The organism is Nitrosomonas cryotolerans ATCC 49181 (assembly GCF_900143275.1).
Classification (GTDB): Bacteria; Pseudomonadota; Gammaproteobacteria; order Burkholderiales; family Nitrosomonadaceae; genus Nitrosomonas; species Nitrosomonas cryotolerans.
The window spans coordinates 316,630-338,325 of sequence record NZ_FSRO01000001.1; the positions used below are offsets into that span (position 1 = coordinate 316,630).

At 41.3% G+C, this 21,696-nt stretch carries 19 protein-coding genes and 2 tRNA genes; 17 read left to right on the top strand and 4 right to left on the bottom strand.

All coding sequences use genetic code 11. From position 1 onward, the window contains the following. Positions 1–21: 21 nt before the first annotated feature. The 3 genes from BUQ89_RS01330 to gpmA all read right to left on the bottom strand — a co-directional run bounded on the left by BUQ89_RS01330 (position 22) and on the right by gpmA (position 3,541). Positions 22–1,458, bottom strand: a complete 1,437-nt coding sequence (locus BUQ89_RS01330; protein WP_028461622.1) for a S41 family peptidase — start codon at positions 1,456–1,458, stop codon at positions 22–24. Between the two features lie 41 nt (positions 1,459–1,499). Next, positions 1,500–2,633: a murein hydrolase activator EnvC family protein gene (locus tag BUQ89_RS01335; protein WP_074202636.1), complete on the bottom strand. Its 1,134-nt coding sequence runs from the start codon at positions 2,631–2,633 to the stop codon at positions 1,500–1,502. Positions 2,634–2,791: 158 nt separating this feature from the next. Beyond that, a complete protein-coding gene (gene gpmA / locus BUQ89_RS01340; RefSeq protein WP_028461620.1) occupies positions 2,792–3,541 on the bottom strand; it encodes a 2,3-diphosphoglycerate-dependent phosphoglycerate mutase in 750 nt (249 codons plus the stop codon). Between the two features lie 348 nt (positions 3,542–3,889). Here gpmA and BUQ89_RS01350 point away from each other — a divergent pair, with 348 nt between their 5' ends. The 9 genes from BUQ89_RS01350 (at position 3,890) to BUQ89_RS01390 (ending at position 9,289) form a co-directional block, all read left to right on the top strand. Beyond that, a complete protein-coding gene (locus BUQ89_RS01350) occupies positions 3,890–4,324 on the top strand; it encodes a rhodanese-like domain-containing protein (RefSeq protein WP_028461618.1) in 435 nt (144 codons plus the stop codon). A 9-nt stretch (positions 4,325–4,333) separates the two neighbouring features. After that, entirely contained in the window at positions 4,334–4,591 is a 258-nt protein-coding gene (grxC, locus tag BUQ89_RS01355) for a glutaredoxin 3 (protein ID WP_028461617.1), read from the top strand. Between the two features lie 80 nt (positions 4,592–4,671). Next, entirely contained in the window at positions 4,672–5,136 is a 465-nt protein-coding gene (secB, locus tag BUQ89_RS01360) for a protein-export chaperone SecB (protein ID WP_028461616.1), read from the top strand. Between the two features lie 68 nt (positions 5,137–5,204). After that, positions 5,205–5,630 carry an SH3 domain-containing protein gene (locus BUQ89_RS01365; protein WP_245812866.1) on the top strand — a complete coding sequence of 142 codons (426 nt, stop codon included), beginning with the start codon at positions 5,205–5,207 and terminating at the stop codon, positions 5,628–5,630. Continuing rightward, the gene (locus BUQ89_RS01370; protein WP_028461614.1) at positions 5,627–6,619 is read left to right on the top strand and encodes an NAD(P)H-dependent glycerol-3-phosphate dehydrogenase; all 993 of its coding nucleotides are present in this window, start codon (positions 5,627–5,629) and stop codon (positions 6,617–6,619) included. Before BUQ89_RS01365 ends, BUQ89_RS01370 begins: the two co-directional genes overlap by 4 nt. Before the next feature lie 242 nt (positions 6,620–6,861). Further along, positions 6,862–7,134 carry an HU family DNA-binding protein gene (locus tag BUQ89_RS01375; RefSeq protein WP_028461613.1) on the top strand — a complete coding sequence of 91 codons (273 nt, stop codon included), beginning with the start codon at positions 6,862–6,864 and terminating at the stop codon, positions 7,132–7,134. A gap of 11 nt (positions 7,135–7,145) precedes the next feature. Next, positions 7,146–7,221: transfer RNA gene (locus tag BUQ89_RS01380), tRNA-Val, on the top strand. Between the two features lie 20 nt (positions 7,222–7,241). After that, positions 7,242–7,318 (top strand) — tRNA-Asp (locus BUQ89_RS01385). 84 nt (positions 7,319–7,402) lie between these two features. Then, positions 7,403–9,289, top strand: a complete 1,887-nt coding sequence (locus BUQ89_RS01390) for a SurA N-terminal domain-containing protein (protein ID WP_028461612.1) — start codon at positions 7,403–7,405, stop codon at positions 9,287–9,289. A 67-nt stretch (positions 9,290–9,356) separates the two neighbouring features. Here BUQ89_RS01390 and BUQ89_RS01395 read toward each other — a convergent pair whose 3' ends face one another. Next, the gene (locus tag BUQ89_RS01395; protein ID WP_028461611.1) at positions 9,357–10,142 is read right to left on the bottom strand and encodes an enoyl-ACP reductase FabI; all 786 of its coding nucleotides are present in this window, start codon (positions 10,140–10,142) and stop codon (positions 9,357–9,359) included. A gap of 136 nt (positions 10,143–10,278) precedes the next feature. Between BUQ89_RS01395 and BUQ89_RS01400 the strand changes: the two genes are divergently transcribed. The 8 genes from BUQ89_RS01400 (at position 10,279) to BUQ89_RS01435 (ending at position 21,519) form a co-directional block, all read left to right on the top strand. Next, entirely contained in the window at positions 10,279–12,477 is a 2,199-nt protein-coding gene (locus BUQ89_RS01400; RefSeq protein ID WP_051537599.1) for an ABC transporter substrate-binding protein, read from the top strand. A gap of 15 nt (positions 12,478–12,492) precedes the next feature. Continuing rightward, complete coding sequence (locus BUQ89_RS01405) at positions 12,493–13,470, top strand: ABC transporter permease (protein ID WP_028461609.1); 978 nt, start codon at positions 12,493–12,495, stop codon at positions 13,468–13,470. 639 nt (positions 13,471–14,109) lie between these two features. Beyond that, positions 14,110–15,372, top strand: coding sequence for a DUF2254 domain-containing protein (locus BUQ89_RS01410; protein WP_028461608.1), 1,263 nt, complete (start codon positions 14,110–14,112; stop codon positions 15,370–15,372). 299 nt (positions 15,373–15,671) lie between these two features. Then, the gene (locus BUQ89_RS01415; protein ID WP_028461607.1) at positions 15,672–16,577 is read left to right on the top strand and encodes a 2-hydroxy-3-oxopropionate reductase; all 906 of its coding nucleotides are present in this window, start codon (positions 15,672–15,674) and stop codon (positions 16,575–16,577) included. Between the two features lie 4 nt (positions 16,578–16,581). Next, positions 16,582–18,036, top strand: coding sequence for an FAD-linked oxidase C-terminal domain-containing protein (locus tag BUQ89_RS01420; protein ID WP_028461606.1), 1,455 nt, complete (start codon positions 16,582–16,584; stop codon positions 18,034–18,036). 15 nt (positions 18,037–18,051) lie between these two features. Next, positions 18,052–19,125, top strand: a complete 1,074-nt coding sequence (gene glcE / locus BUQ89_RS01425) for a glycolate oxidase subunit GlcE (RefSeq protein WP_028461605.1) — start codon at positions 18,052–18,054, stop codon at positions 19,123–19,125. Between the two features lies 1 nt (position 19,126). Continuing rightward, positions 19,127–20,371, top strand: a complete 1,245-nt coding sequence (gene glcF, locus BUQ89_RS01430) for a glycolate oxidase subunit GlcF (protein ID WP_028461604.1) — start codon at positions 19,127–19,129, stop codon at positions 20,369–20,371. Between the two features lie 446 nt (positions 20,372–20,817). Further along, complete coding sequence (locus tag BUQ89_RS01435) at positions 20,818–21,519, top strand: hypothetical protein (RefSeq protein WP_028461603.1); 702 nt, start codon at positions 20,818–20,820, stop codon at positions 21,517–21,519. The last annotated feature ends 177 nt before the right edge of the window (positions 21,520–21,696 follow it).

Genomic DNA, 21,696 nt, shown 5'->3' on the forward strand with positions numbered 1-21,696 from the left:
ATTCTTGTTTCTAGCTATGATTTAACCGTCTGTTTCAATAGTATTATGATCAAGTTTTTCGATGATATTTTTGAGGTAATTCATTGCTTGAATTAAGAGTAAATCATCGCTGGAGCCAAATTCAACTGGAGAATTATTTTTTTTGTCTTTGTCTTTGTCTTGATCTTGATTATTCTCGGGTTGTTTTACGGATTCTTGTTCTATTTCATGAGCTCTTGTTATCAGTTCTGCTTCCTTGGCTTTCCCATTAGATAAATGACGATTCAGGTCAACTTCTCGTAATCGTTTATCATCTCTTTCTGATTCATCCGCAATATCAGGTGTAATACCCATGGCCTGGATAGATTGCCCATTGGGGGTGTAATAACGTGCCGTAGTTAATTTGATAGCGGTATCGTTACCTAAAGGTAAAATAGTTTGCACTGATCCCTTACCAAAAGTCTGCGATCCCATTACGATGGAACGTTTATGGTCTTGTAAGGCCCCTGCAACAATTTCTGAAGCCGATGCAGAGCCACCGTTAACGAGTGTAATCATTGGTACGGTTTTAGTTCCAGCAGGTAATCCTTCAAGATAGTCTTGTCTTGTCCCGCGTAAATATGATTCCGGATTAGCATGAAGTTTCATTTGTGCATCCGCAGTCCGGCCTTCAGTATAGACAACCAGCGCATTGTTTGGCAGAAATGCTGCCGATACAGCTACTGCACCATTTAGCAATCCACCGGGATCATTGCGTAAATCTAATATCAAACCTTTCATGGGAATTGAGCTTTCTTTGAATAATTTTTTCAAAGCCTGGGCTAGATTTTCACCGGTTTGCTCCTGAAATTGAGTGATGCGAACATAGGCATAGCCTGGTTCGATTAGCTTGGATTTAACACTCTGTATTTTTATAATGTCTCGTATTAATGTAAAAATTAATGGCTCAGTTTCACCCTCTCGTACTACAGTAATCGTAATGGGTGTTTTGGGTTTTCCGCGCATACGTTTGATTGCTTCATTCAATGTCATGCCTTTAACAGCGGTATCATCCAGTTTGATAATAAGATCGCCTGTTTTAATACCCGCGTGAAATGCCGGGGTATCTTCGATAGGTGAAATCACTTTAACTAACCCATCTTCCATACTGACTTGGATGCCCAGTCCACCGAATTCACCTTGTGTTCCTATTTGTAACTCTTTGTAGTCATCCTTATCGAGATAGGCAGAATGTGGATCCAGTCCAACTAACATTCCATTAATAGCTTCAGTAATGAGTTTTTTATCCTCTACCTGTTCAACATAATCACTTTTGATGCGCCCAAATACTTGCGAGAATGTGCGTAATTCTTCGATCGGCAGTGGATGCAATACTTCCTTCGTTTCTTTATTAGCTACGGCAGAGAAATTCAAGCTGAGCATTATGCCAGTGATGGCACCAATAAGAATTAAACCGGTTTTTTTAACTATGTCACGCATTACGCTATCTCCGCACTGATCGAATTTTATCGTTAATACTTTCATTCTATTTTTATCCATGTCAAAGGATCAAATGGTTTGCCCTTGTGACGTAATTCAAAGTATAAACCGGAATCTAGATTGCCGCCGCTGTTTCCTGCTGCTGCAATGATGTCACCACCGCGGATTATGTCACCCACTTGTTTGTATAGTGTTTCATTATTGCCATATAAACTCATATAACCGTTACCATGATCTACAATCATCAGATTTCCAAAACCTCGGAGCCAATCCGCAAATACAATTCGCCCATCTGCAATAGCCTTTATATCATTACCGCTGGGTGAACGGATAAATAATCCATTCCACGTAATATGCTTACCAGATCGTGGACTACCAAAACGACTGACAAGTTCCCCTCGTACGGGTAAATATAAGCGCCCCTTAAGGGATGCAAATGACTGTTTTTCCTTGGAAGTATTCGGAAGCTTATTATTGTACAAAGGGGGGGTGATATTTCGTTTGGCGAGCAGCTTGTTGATCTGTTCGACTAGATTGGCGATACGTTTTTCGTCATGTTTGAGCTTGTTGATTTCTTGCCGTTGTTGAATAATTTTCTCGGAAATCTGGGAAAGAACCATCTGACGTTTGGTTTTTTCTTGTGCCAGCTTTTCTGTTTGCTTGGAATACTCAGTTTGGATTGCAGTAAGTTGATCCATTTGTTTGCGACTAGTCCTGGTGAGTATTTCGAGTTTTTTTTGGTTTATACGTAGGGTACGAATATTTTCTGAGCGTGCCAACGAGAGATGTTTGTAATAATGAATATTACGCGCAATCTGATTAGGATCCTGTTGATTGAGTAATAACCTCAGATATTTTTGCTGGCCACCCAGATATTGTTGATATAGTAATTTGTCAAGTTGTTTTTGTGCCACATTAATACTGGTTTTAACACGTTTATGCTTTGCCTGTAAACGTTTTAAGTTCACCTCGATTCGTCGTTTCTCGCGTGTTAGTTCAGTAAGTTTACGATTTGCGTTACTGATAGCACGCTCGGACTCTCGGAGAGCATCGGCTGCCTCCAGCTTTGATTCTTCTTTACGAGATAAGTCCTTTTGTAATACTTGAATACGGTTACGGAGTTCCCTTAGATTTTCTTTATGATCGGGTGTGGCATAAAGCAGGTGTGACTGCATCAAAATGCAGATCAAGATGAAGATCAAGATCAATTTCAGTGGCATACAGCATAAAAGATAGAGGCGATCGGGCTCGCCTGATCCCGGATACAGCTTTATCAAGTGAGAACATTTGACCATTGATGGACTATACGATCTCGTATGATATGAAATTAATATTATATTTTTGATTTACCTTGATTCGTCATTGCCTGCATTGCTTCCTGGATTTCTAGCGGGTTTCCGAGATAATAGTTTCGTATCGGTTTTAAGTGATCATCTAGCTCGTACACTAATGGTACACCTGTTGGAATATTGCAGTTTAGAATTTCTTGGTCAGGAATGCCGTCCAGATACTTAACAAGCGCTCTTAATGAATTCCCGTGAGCGGTGATAATAACGCGACTTCCTGATTGGACCTGAGGTGCGATAACGTCATTCCAGTATGGAAGAAATCTGATGACGGTATCTTTAAGACATTCGGTTAGAGGTATGTCTTGATTAGCAAGTTCCTTATAACGAAGATCATTTCCAGGATAGCGATCATCGTTGATAGTTAGTGCGGGAGGTTGAATATCATAACTACGTCGCCATACTAAAACCTGTTCGTCACCATATTTGGTTGCCGTTTCAGCTTTATTCAATCCCTGTAGCGCGCCATAATGCCGTTCATTTAGCCGCCAGCTTAGATGAACAGGAATCCACATTTGATCCATTTCATCGAGCGTAACCCATAAGGTACGAATAGCCCGCTTCAATACTGAAGTATAAGCTTGATCAAAGATAAAGCCATGTTCCCGCAATAATCGGCCAGCGTTCTGGGCTTCTTTTAAGCCCTTTGGTGTTAAATCAACATCTGTCCAGCCGGTGAATCGATTTTCTTTGTTCCAGATACTTTCTCCGTGTCGCAGGAGAACGAGTTTTTTCATGTTAGCCTTTTATGAAAAGGGAGTTTTTTTGTCAAGCAGCTTGAAATATTCTACTATTCTATTATATTTTGACGATGTTCGCAGCATCCAACTTTACTTTAGACTTGAATATAATGATAAGAAGAATGGGTATATTTCACATCATTTGCTTTATTTTTGGCATGATTGCGCTGTGAGCGTATTTTTTATATTTTTTGCTAAGAAGGCAGTTCACCATAGGGTTTTCGACAGATCCGGGATATTTATAATCACAATATGATGATGTGCGCTTGACTGGTGAAAGGGAAAAGATCATGAACGGTCAGTTTCTGATAAAATCAATTGTTTGAAGATACAAGATAAGTACATATGGAATCGACATTGTTGCAAGATTATTTTCTCCTGAGACCGGAGAATTTACTATTCGTTGTTGCTGCGTTAATGAGTGGAGGCATGTTGTTATGGTCGACGATATCGGGTCGATCAGCCAAGGAAATTGATACACGTACAGCGATACAGTTAATTAATTACAAAGATGCTTTAGTGCTGGATGTCCGAGACGATAGTGAGTATGCTGACGGTCATTTGCCTAATTCAAAACATATTCCAACGGAAAAAATTGCAGAGCGCTGGCATGAGTTGGAAAAATTTAAAGACAAGCCTATTGTCGTCATATTTCGTAGCGGTGTTCGGTCAGGCCATGCGAGCTCAGTACTGTTTAAAAACGGATTTGTCCAAGTGCATAATCTCATGGGCGGTATCGATGCTTGGCGCCGCGCAAATTTACCCATCGTAAAGAGATAAAGAGAATAAATGCCTAAAGTAATTATGTATTCTTCTGGGTTTTGCCCCTATTGCAAGATGGCAGAAAATTTATTGCGTTCCAGAGGTGTTTCGGAAATTCAAAAAATTCGTATTGATTTGGATCCTAATCAGCGTATTGCAATGATGGAAAAGACAGGTCGTCGTACTGTTCCTCAGATTTATATCGGAGAAATGCATGTGGGTGGCTATGATGATTTAAATCGCCTGGATCATAAAGGCGAATTGCTGACATTACTGACACCTTAATGCTCTGATGGAAGGGTTGTATATTCTATTCGCTTATGGCAATCCTGAATTTTTAATCTTTAAATTAAACTGAATTAACTATGAGTGAACAACAATTACCTGTCTTTGCGATAGAGAAAATCTATGTTAAGGATTTATCCTTAGAGATCCCTAATGCACCCAGTATTTTTCTGGAACGTGAGACGCCTGAGGTAAACCTTCAGCTGAATACTAAAAATGAAAGCGTTGATCAGGAATTGTATGAAGTATTGCTAACAGTAACCGTTACTGCCAGGATTAAAGGTAAGGTTATGTTTTTAGTAGAAGTTCAGCAAGCAGGTATTTTTCGGATACATCATATCGAGGAAAAGGAAATGAACCCAGTTTTGGGTATTGCCTGTCCTAATATTCTATTTCCCTATTTACGCGAAACGGTATCGGATATCGTTACGCGAGCTGGATTCCCTACGGTTATTCTAAATCCGGTAAATTTTGAAGCCATTTATCGGCAGGATAAACAAAAAACTGAAACAGATGCTGTCGTTGAAAAAATTGAGAAAGCATAAAAAAATAATCGATGAGAAATATCTTCCTTGTTAAGCGATCACAATTTAAAACTCTAATTAGAGTTTTGTTGTTAGCTATATTATGGATCTTGTCAGGACATACTGCTGCCAGCATTGAGTTTCTCTCAACGGCAGAGAACGCTGTAATTATGTATGATGCACCTTCACTTAAAGCTGAGAAATTATATGTGGCAAATATCCATTTGCCAGTCGAGGTAGTGGTGAATGTTGAAGGTTGGGCTAAGATACGAGACCATAGTGGGAGTCTTGCTTGGGTTGAGAAAAAAGTTTTGAGTGATAAGCGCTATGTCATTGTTATTGTGCCATTGGCGGATGTCTATCAGGCGGCAGATGTTAATTCAAAATTAGTTTTTCAGGCTCAGGAAAATATTGTTATGGAATGGCTGGATTCCTCTACTATAGGATGGGTAAAAGTACGTCATCGTGATGGACAGAGTGGTCATGTCAGGGCTAATCAGGTCTGGGGTTCATGAAAATTGCCATACTGGGCGCTGGCGCCTGGGGTACGGCACTGGCTATTAATCTATCTTCGCGCCACCAAATAACATTATGGACAAAAGATCCAGCTCACCTTTCTGAGCTTATCAGCCATCGAGTTAATCAAAGTTATCTTCCCGGTTTTCCATTACCTGCGTCATTGCAATTTACATCTACACTTCAATACGCAATTGATTCCGTAGATCTTATTCTCGTTGTTGTGCCGATTGCTGGATTCCGAGAGACATTGCGCGGGGTGGTTAAAACAGGAATAAAAGTACCGATGATATGGGGGTGCAAGGGATTTGAACCGCGGATTGCTAAGCTGCCACATCAGATAGTGCAAGAGGAATATATTGATATTTTGCCTTGTGGTGTATTATCTGGCCCTAGTTTTGCCTTAGAGGTCGCGCAGAGTTTACCAACCGCTTTGACATTGGCATCCCGTGATGATGAATTTTCCAGGAAAATAGCAACCCAATTGCACAATAATAGATTACGAATTTATACCAGTCAGGATATTATCGGTGTAGAAACAGGGGGTGCGATCAAGAACGTCATTACCATAGCTGCGGGCATTTCTGATGGCTTGGGCTTTGGCCATAATGCGCGGGCTGCTTTAATTACAAGAGGGCTGGTAGAAATAGCTCGATTGGGGCTTAAGCTGGGTGGTTGTATGGAAACCTTTATGGGGCTGACTGGAATGGGCGATCTGATTCTTACCTGCACTAGTGACTTGTCACGTAACAGGCAGGTTGGATTGATGCTTGCTGAGGGACGTTGCTTGCCAGATATTTTGCGGAATCTGGGGCATGTTGCAGAAGGTGTGCATACCGCAAAGGAAGCGCAGCGATTAGCTACAGAACTAAACATTGAAATGCCGATTACACAAGCAGTCTGTAGTATTCTGTACGAAAATGTACCGGCTAAAATAGCGGTAGAAGCGTTGTTAAATCGTGAGCCAAAAACAGAGTTTATTAATTAAAGATGACAATGTAAATGCTGATAAAGGAAATTGGGAAGTAGATGATTGTGTATTTCTCTGAAACCTTGAAGCTGGTTTCGTTTATCATTGGCGCTGTATTTAACTTTGATGTGATAGTTTGCAAAATCAATTGTTGTAAAGGAGTGTATGCAATCGCTTGACCAAGCTTAGACAGCTTGATATAAGAGCGAATGCAGAAACTGCTTGTGACTTAATTACCAATAAATTAAAAGGGGAATTATATGAACAAATCCGAACTCATTGAGGCCATCTCTAAATCTGCTGATATATCTAAGGTTTCAGCAGGTCATGCGCTGGACGGAGCGTTATCTGCAATAAAGGCTGCGTTAAAAAAGAATGAAAGTGTTACTCTGGTTGGATTCGGAACCTTTAAAGTAGGTAAGCGTGCTGCACGTACTGGTCGGAATCCGCGTACTGGGGCTGCTATTAAAATAAAAGCGGCGAAGGTTCCTAAATTCAGTGCTGGTAAAGCACTTAAAGATGCAGTAAACTAGCGTCTTCGGATGGGTGCTTAGCTCAGCTGGTAGAGCGTCGCCCTTACAAGGCGAATGTCGGCGGTTCGATCCCGTCAGCACCCACCAAATTAGAATAGATGGTTTTAGGAGTGGTAGTTCAGTTGGTTAGAATACCGGCCTGTCACGCCGGGGGTCGCGGGTTCGAGTCCCGTCCACTCCGCCAAAAAATATATTAATATTAAGTAAACAATCAAAGGTGAGCGAGCGTTTACCTTTTTCTTCCTGCTGATTCTATCGGGTTTTAATAGTGTTTGATTTTGTTAACCGAAAAAAACGTGTCGTCCAGGTTATTATGTTTCTGGCGGTATTGCCTTTTTTATTTTGGGGTGTCGAGTCGTATCGCAGTGATGGAGGTGAAGGTTACGTTGCGATAGTTGATGGCAAAGAAATATCACGTCGTGAATTTGAACAGGCGTTACGCGATCAGCAAGAAAGGATGCGCAGTATGTTCGGCTCAAATTTTGATAGCGCGCTGCTTGATAATCCTCAAGTTAGAAACTCAGTGCTAGATAGACTCATCCAGCAGAGATTGTTACATCAAGAAGCAGTCAATAATAAATTTATCGTATTGAATTCACAGCTGGTAAAAGTAATAAGAGACATTCCAGAATTTCAACAGAATGGTGTTTTCTCAAATCAGCGTTATCAGGAATTATTGCAGAATCAGGGAGTAAGCCCATTAATATTTGAATCGCGTGTTCGACAAGAGCTGCTGCTGCAGCAGTTATTGGACGGCTATAGTGAAAATGGGTTTATCTCAAAGACCGCGGCAAAAAAGGCGCTTTATTTGAGTGAAGTCAAGCGTGAAATTAGTCAGGTCAGAATTAATCCGAGTCAGTTTATATCGCAGATAAATCCGGATGAAGCGGCGATAGAATCCTATTATGAGGAGCATCGTGCAGAATTTTATTTACCTGAACGAGTGCGTATAGAGTACTTGGTTTTATCTTTAGATAATCTGGCGGAAAATGAGCCGATAGATGAAGATGAGATTAGAAGTTATTTTGATGAACATCAGAGTGAATTTGGTCAGCCAGAAGAGCGACGAGCCAGTCATATTCTGATTAGTGTGCCTGCTGATGCATCGGGCGATGAAAGAAAGGCAGCGGAAGATAAAGCAAGCGAGATATTAGAGCAGATCAAACAGAATCCAAATGATTTTGCTGATCTGGCAAAACAGTATTCTGATGATCCAGGTTCAGCCAATCAGGATGGAGATTTAGGCTTCTTTGGCCGTGGTGCTATGGTTAAAGCGTTTGAAGATGAAATTTTTCAGATGGAGCTAGATGAAATACGTGGGTTGGTTGAAACGGATTTTGGATTTCATATTATTAAGCTTTCTGCGGTAAAACCTACCGAAGTGGCTGATTTTGAAGCAGTGGAAGCACAAATTGCTAAAAATTTGAAGCAACAAAAAATAGCAGTTCTATTTGGAGAAATAGCAGAAGATTTTAGTAATATTGTGTACGAACAAAGTGATAGTTTGCAGCCTGTAGCAGAAAGGTTTGAATTGTCAATACACGAGAGTGATTGGATTGATAGAAAAATAAAGGAACCTTCTGTTCTCGCTAATGAGAAATTATTAGCAGCCATTTTTTCTGACGATGCTATTAAGGATAAGCGGAATACCGATGCGATCGAGGTGGAACCCGATGTGTTTGTTTCTGCACGTATATTAGAGCATAAAGTTGCGGCGGCGCAATCATTAGCGATTGTAAAGGATGAGATTATTGAACGTCTGAAGCAACAAATTGCTGTTGAAATGGCTATGAAAGAGGGTGAGGAAAAGCTTGCGCACCTACAGGCAGGCGAGAACGATGTTGTTACATGGACTGATACTAAAGAAATTTCATATTCACAGTCTCAAGGTGTTGATTATGATATCCTGCAATCGGTTTTTAGGATAGACGGAGCCAGATTGCCCGCCTATGTGGGAATCAGTGATTCTCTCGGAGGCTATGATTTGATACGCGTCAACCGTATAATTGAACCAGATATGGAAGACGAGGCTAAAAATGAAAAGTTTAGCGAACAATTGCAAGAAATTATGACCCAGGAGGAGTTGTCATCTTATCTGAGTGGGCTCAGGCAGCGCTATGATGTCACAATCAAGCAGGATATAATAGCTAATTAATTTCCGTTGATGTCCGGAGTATAACTACGTTTGAGACATCAACGGAATAAACATCAGCGGAATAGAATTATTCGCTTATATCAAAGGCGACGGTATTAAATCCTGAATCAACGTAGGTGATTTCTCCTGTAATACCACTGGCTAAGTCGCTACATAGAAAAGCAGCTGCATTGCCAACCTCCTCAATGGTGACATTACGTCGTAATGGTGACACTTTTTCAGTATAGCCTAATAATTTTCCAAAATTACTAATGCCGGCAGCAGCTAATGTTTTAATGGGTCCCGCAGAAATTGCATTAACGCGTATATTTTGACGCCCTAGACTGGATGCCATGAAACGAACATTTGCCTCAAGACTTGCTTTGGCTAGGCCCATTACATTGTAATTAGGCATGACACGAACTGCGCCTAAATAAGTCAGAGTTAAGAGAGAGCCATTTCTATTTTGCATTAATGGCAGCCCCGCTTTTGCCAATGCAGCAAAACTATAAGAGCTAACATCATGTGCAATACGAAAGGCTTCTCGATTAATACTGTCAAGATAGTCTCCGCTGAGCGCCTGACGTGGCGCAAATGCGATAGAGTGAATAATGCTATCAAGGCCATCCCAGTGTTTTTGAATATCATTAAAACATTGGCTGATTTCCTGATCTTTTGTTACATCGCAGGCAAACAGCAAATTGCTATCAAATTCCTTGGCGAGCTTTTCGACTCGTCCCCGTATGTCTTCTCCTTGGTAAGTAAAAGCAAGCTCTGCTCCTTCACGCCGCATTGCCTTGGCAATGCCATATGCAATTGAACGGTTACTGAGTAATCCCGTAATGAGTACCCGTTTATTAGCAAGAAATCCCATGATGTTTCCTTTTAAAAATTAAGGTATTGGCAGATTATAGCTTAAGGCTAGTTGAGCGTGGCGTATTAGGATAGGTGAAATTATGCAATTGGATTTATTCTCTTAGATTGAGTGTTTCCGATAAACTGTGAGTTCAATGAAAAAAAATATTAAAGTTCAATGGTGGATGTTACTGATCGTGGTGTTAATACCTGCTTGTGATCACCACAATTGGAATAGCCCTTATCCATTAAAGGATGCTGGAAAGAATATTCTCTACAATACATTCACTGAGCGACCTAAACATCTGGATCCAGTTCAATCCTATAGTAGTAATGAAATTCAATTTACTGCCCAGATATACGAACCGCCACTACAATACCATTACTTAAAGCGCCCTTATACGCTGATTCCTTTGTCAGCAGATAAAATGCCAACGATACAGTACATTGATAATCAGGGAAACAAATTACCTGATACTGTTCATACTGCTGAGATAGCCTACACTGTCTATGATATTTCAATTAAGCCGGGTATTTTATTTCAACCTCATCCTGCTTTCGTACGTAACGCACGGAACGAACTACTTTATCACAATCTAACAAATCAAGACTTAACAGATATTTATAAGCTGTCTGATTTCTCTAAAACAGCAACACGTGAATTGGTTGCAGATGATTTCGTATTTCAAATAAAGCGCCTGGCGCATCCTAGGTTGCATTCGCCAATATATGAACTGATGGCAGATTATGTTGTAGGTCTTAGGGAGTATGCGGCTATTCTTAAAACCGCAACTGAGGGGCAATCAGAACACGGTGCCTATTTAGATTTAAGTAATTTTGCACTAGAAGGCGTTCAAACTGTAGATAATTATACTTACCGTATTAAGATTAAAGGAAAATATCCACAGTTTTTATATTGGCTGGCCATGCCTTTTTTTGCTCCAGTTCCTTGGGAAGCGGAACAGTTTTATTCACAGAAAGGATTAATAGAAAGGAATATTACTCTTGATTGGTATCCTGTCGGTACGGGGCCTTACATGCTTACTGAAAACAATCCAAATCTAATCATGATGTTGGAAAAAAATCCAAATTTTCATGGTGAGTTTTATCCATCGGAGGGAATGGCAGATGATGAGCAAAATGGCTTATTAGTTGATGCAGGTAAATTGCTGCCATTTACGGACAAAATTATTTTTACACGTGAGAAAGAGAGTATTCCCAGATGGAATAAATTCTTGCAGGGGTATTATGATGTATCTGGCATTGGTTCCGATAGCTTTGATCAGGCAATACAACTGGTAGGCCAGGGTGAAGCAGCCGTAACTGAGGCGATGGTTGCGCAGGGAATAAGGCTCGAAACAGCGATAGCTGCTTCCACTTATTATATGGGTTTTAATATGCTGGACCCCGTGGTCGGTGGAATCAGTGATCAGGAGCGTGAGTCGGCAAGAAAGCTGAGACAGGCCATTTCAATTGCCGTAGATTATGAAGAATATGTTTCAATATTTGCCAATGGTCGTGGTATTCCAGCGCAGGGCCCGATATCCCCTGGCATAGCGGGTCATCGTGATGGAAAAGAGGGCATCAACGCGATTGTATATGATTGGATAAATGATCGTCCGGAACGCAAGTCAATTGAAACAGCCAAAGCTTTGCTTGCGGAAGCAGGTTATCCTAATGGCGTGAATAAGAAGACGGGCATGCCTTTAATATTATACTTTGATGTTACTGCGCGTAGCTCAGAGGATAAATCCGGACTTGACTGGATGCGCAAGCAATTTCATAAACTGAATATTCAATTGGTCATTAGAAGTACAGATTATAATCGTTTTCAAGATAAGATACGCAAAGGGAATGCACAAATCTTTGAATGGGGTTGGAATGCAGATTATCCTGATCCGGAGAATTTCTTGTTTCTGTTATATGGGCCTCAGCGAAAGGTAGGCCTAAATGGTGAAAATGCTGCAAATTATGATAATGGGGAATATAACCGGTTATTTGAACAGATGAAAAATATGGACAATGGTCCTGAGCGTCAGCAAATCATTGATCGGATGGTCGCGATTCTGCGTTACGATGCACCTTGGCTTTGGGGTTATCACCCGAAGGATTACGGGCTCTATCATACCTGGCACAGAAATATCAAGCCAAATAAAATATCTTATAATAATTTCAAATACTTTAGAGTGAATCCGGAATTAAGAGAGCAAAAGCGACAGGAGTGGAACCAACCCGTGTTATGGCCCATTGGATGGTTTTTAATCATATGCATATTAGGTTTCATTCCTGCAATAAAAGCCTTTCGTCGCAGAGAACGTGACCTGGGAATTAAAGTTCGGTCGTCGTCAACTTGAGTGTGAGCGATCGCGATGCTTAACTACATTATTCGACGTATTTTTTATGCGATTCCAATTCTGATTGGGGTAAATCTGGTGACGTTCACATTATTTTTTATTGTTAACACACCTGATGATATGGCGCGAATGCAATTGGGGGTCAAGTATGTCACCCCTGAGGCTATTACCAAATGGAAGCAAGAACGTGGTTATGATAAACCGCTGTTTTTTAATAATCAAGAAATCAGATTGGCCCAGTTCACTCAGACTATCTTCTTTGAAAAATCGGTCGCCATGTTTGTTTTTGAGTTTGGACGTGCCGATGATGGTCGCGATATTGGGCAAGAAATTAAATCGCGCATGGTGCCGAGTATTGCCATTGCACTACCAGTATTCCTGCTAGGCTTGATTGCTTATATAATTTTTGCGTTATTCATGGTTTTTTTTCGTGCAACTTATATTGACTTCTGCGGTGTTGTATTGTGCGTTGCACTGATGTCAATTTCTGGTTTGTTTTATATTATAGGTGCCCAATTTCTTATTAGTAAATTGTGGCATTTGGTCCCGATATCCGGTTATGGAAGCGGAGCAGATATTGGTAAATTTTTGATACTACCAGTTATTATTGGTGTCATTAGTAATGCAGGTGCTAATACGCGCTGGTATCGTACTATTTTTCTGGAAGAAATGGGTAAGGAATATGTTCCTACTGCCCGTGCAAAAGGTTTGCCAGAATCTGTAGTTCTATTCAGGCACGTTCTCAAAAACGCTATGATCCCAATTCTGACGGGTGCGGTAGTGATTGTGCCATTATTATTTCTGGGTAGCCTGATTACGGAGTCATTTTTTGGCATTCCGGGACTAGGTAGTTATACCATTGATGCAATTAATTCGCAGGACTTTGCGGTTGTGCGTGCCATGGTTTTTCTAGGCTCGATACTTTATATTATTGGTTTGATATTGACGGATATTTCTTATACGTTAGTTGATCCAAGAATTAGGTTTGCATAACTGAGCATGGGATTATGAGCAACTGATTAAGAAATAATTAATCTATTTAAAGAGTTGAAGATTAGATTTCCTATTCTATCTATTTTTAGGAATCTTGTGTTCGGATAGCGTGGTGACGAGATATCCTATCAGAGAACGACATCTAGCGAGACCTTGGCAAAATCCAGTTTTTAAAATAAAGTACCACAAGTACAATCGTTATTTTGAATAATTGATGTGAGATTTTTGCAAAAACCCTTGCTATAAGTTTTAAATAATTGATTGTAAATAGTTAATTTTTAAACTATTGGGGTTTTGCAAAGATCTCGACATATCAGTCAGGAGTTGTCAGCAATATATCTTTATTTGTTTTTTCCTTCTCGATATTGTTGTTTAATAACTATTTGATAGCTCTGGTTAATGAAAATGGTTAAATAGAAAACCTTGGGTTGCTACGAAAGATAGTTTATATAACTGTCTAAAAATAGCCCCGTTGGAAAGTAGATCACAGTATTTTTCCGAGAGATATGGATAAGATAATCGTTACTGCCATTCTATATTGGATATTCATATATGATAATGATTCTGCTAGAGCTAATTTGATAGCTCGAAAAAAGTGTGATAGTAAATGTTGTAATTGGGTTGTCAGGGGATGGGGTCATGAAAGATCGATTTAGGTTTTTTCTGAATCGTATTGGCGAGAAGCTATGGGTTAAGCCATTCGTGATGTGTGTATTATCAATAGCAGGTGTGTTTCTTGCAAAGCTGGCGGATGATACCGAAGCTAATCAATTTATTCCAAACATTACACTAGATTCAATAGAAGCGCTACTCTCTATTATTTCTTCCAGCATGTTAGTAATTGCCACCTTTGCTGTTGCATCGATGGTCTCTGCCTATGCTTCCGCCAGCAGCGTTGCAACGCCCCGCTCTTTTTCCTTGATTATTTCAGATGATGTTTCTCAAAATGCATTATCAACCTTCATCGGCGCTTTTATCTTCAGCATTGTTGCGCTGATTGCATTGAAGAATGGATATTATGAACAAGCTGGCCGTTTTGCATTATTCGTTTTAACGCTGCTTATTTTTTCCGTGGTGATTATTACACTTGTACGATGGGTAGACTGCATTGCACGTCTAGGCCGGATTGGGGAAACGAGCGATAAGGTTGAGGCGGCGACTGCAGCAGCTTTGCGTCGACTTCGATATGCACCGACGCTTTGTGGTGCGTCTGTGGAAGCAGATCTGGTTGTCGATCAAGTTATTTACGGAAATGTGGTTGGTTATGTGCAGCGTATTGATGTTGCTGCGCTGCAGGTATATGCGGAAGAAGTGAAAATACGCATTACAGTCGTGGCTTTGCCGGGTGCTTTTTCTGCTCCGGGTCAAGCGCTTGCATATATAACCGTAGGCTCGAGCGATTTATCTAGTATTAATGTTGACCGAATAACTCGAGAATTTCTGATTGATAATGATAGAAAATTTGATGAGGATCCTCGATTTGGTTTAATTGTTTTGTCCGAAATCGCGAGCAGGGCGATGTCGCCTGCCATCAATGATCCTGGCACAGCAATTGGTATTATTGGAACATTTGTGCGGCTTTTTGTGCTTTGGGGTGAGCCAATTAGTGAAGGTGATATACGAATTTCCAAATATAATCGTGTCGCAGTGCCTGAAATATCTTTAGAAGACATGTTCGATGATGCCTTTACCGCGATCGCGCGTGATGGAGCAGGTACTGTTGAAGTTGCGATACGGCTGCAAAAAGCTTTTGGGTCACTCGCATCGATGGAAAATAGTCCGATGAGAGCCATTGCGATTCGCTATGCTCGTCTAGCGCTCGTTAGAGCAGAAAAAACATTGGAATTTCCAGAAGATTTAGAACGTGTGCGCAAGTTGGTCAAGTTTACGGATTTGCCTTAGAGACGGATTGTTGAATAGCAAATGAGTGTGTCTGTGTTAGAGATGTCTGCTTGTGATCAGTGAGGGAATTGAGGTGAGATCTTTGCAAAATCCCAATAGTTGAAAAATTAACCCTTTATAATGAATAGTAAAAAACTACTGGCGAGGGCTTTTGCAAAGGTTTCTCCTGGTAGTTATTTTTGGGTACCATAAAGAGCTGCATTGGATGTAAGTAATTAAATGTTTTCTGAGCTTACTAGGCTGGTAATATTGGCTTATGAATAGATAAAACATAGATTTTATAAAGAATATAGAAGTCAATGGCAAATATTGGTTTTATTGGTCTTGGTGTCATGGGGAAACCCATGGCAAAGCATTTGATTAAGGGGGGGCATACCGTATACCTACATTCACGTAGCGGTGTTCCTGAGGAATTAGTGATACAAGGTGGCAAGCTCTGTTCTTCGCCAAAGGAGGTGGCTCAACATACGGACATTATTATAACTATGTTGCCGGATACGCCAGATGTCGAGAAAGTTTTGTTTGGCGAACATGGCGTAGTACGAAGCTTGGAAGAGAGTGATAGTTCAGCGAAAGTGGTGGTGGATATGAGTTCAATTTCCCCTATTGAAACTCAGAAGTTTGCTCTTAAGATTAATCAGCTGGGTTGTGATTATGTGGATGCACCGGTTTCTGGCGGAGATGTCGGCGCAGAGAACGCAACATTGACTATTATGGTCGGTGCTAAACAGGTGGTTTTTGATAAGGTGCGGCCCATTTTGGCGTTGATGGGTCAGAATATTACGTTGATAGGCGAGAATGGTGCCGGACAAACCTGTAAGATTGCTAATCAGATCGTTGTTGCGCTTACGATTGAGGCGGTAGGTGAGGCGTTGTTATTCGCATCTAAGGCAGGAGCTGATCCAGAGAAGGTGCGACAGGCATTGATGGGCGGTTTTGCATCATCTCGTGTGCTGGAAATCCATGGAGATCGTATGATTAAACGTATATTTGAGCCGGGATTTCGTATTGAATTACAACAAAAAGATCTGGATATTGCATTATCTAATGCTGCGGCATTAGGATTGAGCCTACCTAATACTGCATCGGTACATGGGTTGTTTAATGCTTGCATAGCGCACGGCGGTGCTAAGTGGGATAATTCCGCAATCGTAAAGATGCTGGAGAAATTGGCTGGTCACGAAATTCAGAAACTATCGGAATAAACGCATGTCCCCTCTAGAATTAGTTGATAATCTATGTGCTTTTTTGCCACCTGAAGCTGTCTTACATGAAATAGAAGATTTGAGGCCTTATGAATGTGACGGCCTATCCGCTTATCGACAGCTACCCATGATTGTTGTTTTGCCACAGACGGAAGCAGAAATTATCCAAATTTTACAACTTTGTCAGGCATCGAAGATACCTGTGGTGGCACGTGGTGCAGGAACCGGTTTGTCAGGTGGTGCACTGCCTCATGCACAAGGTGTTTTATTATCGTTGGCAAGATTAAAGCAAATTATTGAGGTGGACCCGGTAGCCCGTACCGCTCGCGTACAGCCTGGTGTGAGAAATCTAGCAATCAGCGAAGCTGCTGCGATATATGGTTTATATTATGCACCTGATCCTTCTTCACAAATCGCTTGTACTATTGGCGGTAATGTTGCGGAAAATTCGGGAGGAGTACATTGTTTAAAATATGGCCTTACTGTTCATAATATTCTTAAACTGCGTGTATTGACTATTACGGGAGAATATTTAGAAATTGGTGGTGCGAGCTTAGATAGCCCGGGCTATGATTTACTGGCGCTGATGACGGGTAGTGAAGGTATGTTGGGTATCGTTACTGAGATTACCGTAAAATTAATCCCTAAGCCAGAAAAAGCACAGTTAGTTATGGCGGCGTTTGACGATGTGCATAAAACAGGTAACGCTGTTGCTCGCGTAATAGGTGCGGGTATTATTCCTGCGGGCATGGAAATGATGGATAAAATAGCAATTCATGCAGTAGAAGCATTTACTCATATTGGCTATGACCTTGATGCGGCAGCTATTCTATTGTGTGAGTCCGATGGAACAGCTGAGGAAGTTGCGGATGAAATTGTACGAATTCATGAGATTATGCAGCAGAGTGGTGCAATTAAAATTAGCACATCACATAATGAAGTGGAACGACAGCGTTTCTGGGCTGGTCGTAAAGCTGCTTTTCCTGCGGCAGGTCGGGTTTCTCCTGATTATTATTGTATGGATGGAACAATCCCGCGCAAACATCTGGCAGATGTATTGCGTGGTATTGAGGATCTTTCAAGGGAATATCAATTGCGCTGCATGAATGTATTCCACGCAGGAGATGGGAATTTGCACTCATTAATTCTTTATGATGCTAATCAGCTCGGAGAGTTGGAGAAAACGGAAGAGTTTGGTGCAAAGATTCTTGAAATGTGTATCCGTGTCGGGGGAACAATAACAGGCGAACACGGTGTGGGTATGGAAAAAATTAATCAAATGTGTTCACAGTTCGGAAACGAAGAGTTAGAGATATTTCACGCTATAAAAGCAGCCTTTGATCCGGACGGATTATTAAACCCTGGAAAAGCCGTTCCGACTTTACACCGTTGCGCGGAGCTGGGTGCTATGCATGTACATCAGGGTAAAATAAAATTTCCCGAATTACCACGATTTTAAGAAATATAGGGATTTATGCAAGCGATTGTTGATCAGTTTGTGACTACCATTCTCGGCGCTGCGAAATGTAGATTGCCATTACGTATACGTGGTGGAGGGAGCAAGCATTTTTATGGTAATACAATAATTGGACAAAATAATGACACTTTGGACATCTCGCCTTATAGCGGCATTATTGATTATGAACCAACTGAATTAGTGGTGACTGCGCGTGCCGGTACGCGTCTGGCTGATCTTTCGGCTACGCTTCGCAACCATGGCCAGATGCTCGCATTTGAACCACCGCATTTTGGTGCGACGGCCACATTGGGTGGCTGCGTTGCTGCTGGATTATCCGGGCCGCGTCGGGCATCTGCTGGTGCAGTACGTGATTTTGTGTTGGGCATACGCATGCTGGATGGCAGGGGAAATGATTTACGTTTTGGTGGACAAGTCATGAAGAATGTTGCTGGCTATGATGTTTCACGATTGATGGCTGGTTCCATGGGTACGTTGGGTGTGCTGCTTGAGGTATCGCTTAAGGTGTTGCCGCTACCCCCTGCTGAATTAACTTTACGTATGCAGATGAATGCAGCAGAAGCAATGAGTAAAATGAATGAATGGGCAGGAAAACCCCTGCCGATTTCTGCAACCTGTTTCTGCGGTGATGAGCTGATGCTAAGACTTTCGGGTGCTGAATCAGCTGTACGCGCAGCTCATGCTAAACTAGGTGGTGAGGAATTAGTAACAGGTTCTGCATTCTGGGAATCCGTACGTGAGCAAACTCATTCTTATTTTCATTCTGCTAAATCACTTTGGCGCTTATCGATAAAATCAACGGCTGCGCCATTATCGTTGCCAGGACAGCAATTGATTGAATGGAGTGGCGCATTACGCTGGCTGGTCGGCAGCGAAAGAATAAATGCAGAAATGATGCATACGGTAGCGAAAGAAGCGGAAGGTCATGCCACGCTTTTTCGTAGCGGCGAATCATGTGTCAGTGTATTCCATCCTCTTGATCCAGCTATGATGCGAATTCACCGATTATTAAAAGAAAAATTTGATCCTGTAGGAATATTTAATCCTGGCAGGCTGTACCCGGGCTTATAACGTGCAAACTAACCTAGCCGATTTCATTAAGGACTCCCCTGAGGGTCAAGAGGCCGATGCGATATTACGTAGTTGTGTGCATTGTGGCTTTTGTCTTGCTACCTGCCCAACTTACCAGTTATTGGGCGACGAGTTGGATAGCCCGCGTGGGCGTATTTATTTAATGAAGCAGATGCTGGAGGGTCAACCAGTTACACAAAAAACTCAGTTGCATCTTGATCGCTGCTTAACTTGTCGTGCATGTGAAACGGCCTGTCCATCTGGTGTGCAGTATGGAAAATTGGTGGATATTAGTCGTGGTATTATCGAAGAACAAGTGAAGCGCAATATCGAATCTGGTATTTTACGTTATATGCTACGTAAAATATTACCTAATACTAGCGTATTTTCAGCATGTCTTAAATTAGGACAGATGATTCGTCCGTTATTGCCAAGTAGTTTAAAGAAAACAGTCCCATCCAAAGTAAGATCTGCAGAGAAATGGCCGCTAATTCGACATACACGAAGAATGCTAGTGCTTGAAGGTTGTGTGCAGCCGGTATTGGCTCCCAATATTAATGCGGCGACTGCGCGTGTATTAGACAATCTGGATATCTCACTGATTAAGGCGGAGCAAGCGGGGTGTTGCGGTGCGGTTGCATATCACCTTAATGCTCAGGAAGAAGGGTTGGACCACATGCGTCATAATATTGATGCTTGGTGGCCATATGTTGAGCAGGAAGTAGAGGCCATTGTTCTGACTGCGAGTGGTTGTGGTGTAACCGTGAAAGAATATGGATATTTGCTGCGGCATGATGTAGCTTATGCAAAAAAAGCAGCACGGATTTCAGCGTTGGCTAAAGATATTAGTGAGATTCTCGATACCGAGTTTGAAAGTTTGCAGCGGCTATTAAATAACCGTTCTATGAATTCCAAAGGATCTAAGTTGTCTTTCCATTCTCCTTGCACGCTTCAGCATGGTTTGCAAATACGTGGTACGGCCGAGAGAATTTTGCTTGCAGCGGGATTTGAATTAGCTATGGTTGAGAATGCTCATCTTTGTTGTGGATCAGCAGGAACTTATTCGATACTGCAACCCGAGTTGTCTAGACAGCTTCTGGAGAATAAGATAGCGGCACTAGAATCTGATAATCCTGAGCAAATTGTAACAGCAAATATTGGCTGCTTAACACATTTACAGACTGGTACACAGTTATCTGTGAAACATTGGATTGAATTGTTGGATGAGGAGTTGTCGTGTTGTTAATCAAGGGATATATTATTATTTTAAATTTCAGTTAGCTGGTCGTATTCGCATGTCTGTTATAACAGAGATCATCTCCTTACTGCATCTGTCAATTTTCAGTTTGAGTGGATGGAGTACTCCAAAATTATGTTTTTTTGCTTACTTACAATTATCTAGGAATAAAAAAATCTAATTTTCAGATACTCTTATGTACGTTACCACTGACAAAGTATAGATATCCAGAGAATCTTTATTGACAAATACTTGCATAGCAAGTCTAGATAGCGTAGGGACTCACAATCCTCAATGACTTGATATTTTGATATTTGTTTGTAAGGTGTCAGAATTGAATGTTTTTAATTCGATTAATATTTGGATTTATTTGGTATACAATCTTGGGCTGAATTGTTCGGACAGGATTGCTGAGCAGGTATGAATTAGCTCACAGGTTATAAATTGGAGAAATTATGAAGGAAGTGTCAAAGGGTGGATGGGTTGCAAAGATAAGCGGGGCTGTTTTGGTATCGTTATTGGCGCTACCATCATATGCGCAATTAATGCTCGCGCATGAGGGACACCATGGAGGCGGTGGTTGTGTGATAGATACGGGAGATTTCTCAGTAACATTCAGTGCTTATGAGGTACCTGAAGGGGATATTCCGCCTATGCATTCATATTGCGATCATTTACCCGGTGTGGGAAAGGTGAACTTAACTGTAGAATTATCTGATTATGCGGCTCGTGAAATACCACTTGCAGTACGTTTGATAAAAGAAGGGCATGAGAGCGGGAACCATGATGACGTTGCTACTTCTGGCAAAGGAGAGAATGAAAGTGAAGAGGCCGATCATAGTGCGCATGAAGGCGTGGATCATGATGGCCATGCTGCAAAAGAGCAGGGGATTGTGTATATGCCAGCGGAAGTTCATAGATCCGGAATTATTGTCGTCGCAGCAGAACTAAAGGAGCTTGGCCAGTATGCGGTCTTACTGGAAAAAAAAGATGACGCTGGCAATGTAAGTACAGCAGTTCGCATCCCTTTACACGTTGGAGGTGGTGGGCATGGTGGGCACGGTGGTGGCTTTGGTATGATGGAAATTGCTATTTTGTTAATTGTGACAGGCGGTGCTGCATTTTATTTCCTGCGTCGTAAGAATAATCCTGAGTAGGTTTTCTTATAAGCATTAAATAATAAATCCTGATTTTTTTGACATTTTAGTGATGTATTAATTTGCCTAGCCAAAAATTCTTGACAGTGAAGTATGGACTCAGTAGGCTAGGCGGTCCTCTTGTCTAGAGAATAAAACGTGCTGGATAGAGGAATGTGCGAGCAAAATTCTTGCACA

Coding starts and splice junctions, on each gene's coding strand:
- BUQ89_RS01330 (WP_028461622.1), bottom strand. CDS start 1,458: ATGCGTGACATAGTTAAAAAAACCGGTTTAATTCTTATTGGTGCCATC.
- BUQ89_RS01335 (WP_074202636.1), bottom strand. CDS start 2,633: ATGCAGTCACACCTGCTTTATGCCACACCCGATCATAAAGAAAATCTA.
- gpmA (WP_028461620.1), bottom strand. CDS start 3,541: ATGAAAAAACTCGTTCTCCTGCGACACGGAGAAAGTATCTGGAACAAA.
- BUQ89_RS01350 (WP_028461618.1), top strand. CDS start 3,890: ATGGAATCGACATTGTTGCAAGATTATTTTCTCCTGAGACCGGAGAAT.
- grxC (WP_028461617.1), top strand. CDS start 4,334: ATGCCTAAAGTAATTATGTATTCTTCTGGGTTTTGCCCCTATTGCAAG.
- secB (WP_028461616.1), top strand. CDS start 4,672: ATGAGTGAACAACAATTACCTGTCTTTGCGATAGAGAAAATCTATGTT.
- BUQ89_RS01370 (WP_028461614.1), top strand. CDS start 5,627: ATGAAAATTGCCATACTGGGCGCTGGCGCCTGGGGTACGGCACTGGCT.
- BUQ89_RS01375 (WP_028461613.1), top strand. CDS start 6,862: ATGAACAAATCCGAACTCATTGAGGCCATCTCTAAATCTGCTGATATA.
- BUQ89_RS01395 (WP_028461611.1), bottom strand. CDS start 10,142: ATGGGATTTCTTGCTAATAAACGGGTACTCATTACGGGATTACTCAGT.
- BUQ89_RS01400 (WP_051537599.1), top strand. CDS start 10,279: ATGAAAAAAAATATTAAAGTTCAATGGTGGATGTTACTGATCGTGGTG.
- BUQ89_RS01405 (WP_028461609.1), top strand. CDS start 12,493: ATGCTTAACTACATTATTCGACGTATTTTTTATGCGATTCCAATTCTG.
- BUQ89_RS01410 (WP_028461608.1), top strand. CDS start 14,110: ATGAAAGATCGATTTAGGTTTTTTCTGAATCGTATTGGCGAGAAGCTA.
- BUQ89_RS01415 (WP_028461607.1), top strand. CDS start 15,672: ATGGCAAATATTGGTTTTATTGGTCTTGGTGTCATGGGGAAACCCATG.
- BUQ89_RS01420 (WP_028461606.1), top strand. CDS start 16,582: ATGTCCCCTCTAGAATTAGTTGATAATCTATGTGCTTTTTTGCCACCT.
- glcE (WP_028461605.1), top strand. CDS start 18,052: ATGCAAGCGATTGTTGATCAGTTTGTGACTACCATTCTCGGCGCTGCG.
- BUQ89_RS01435 (WP_028461603.1), top strand. CDS start 20,818: ATGAAGGAAGTGTCAAAGGGTGGATGGGTTGCAAAGATAAGCGGGGCT.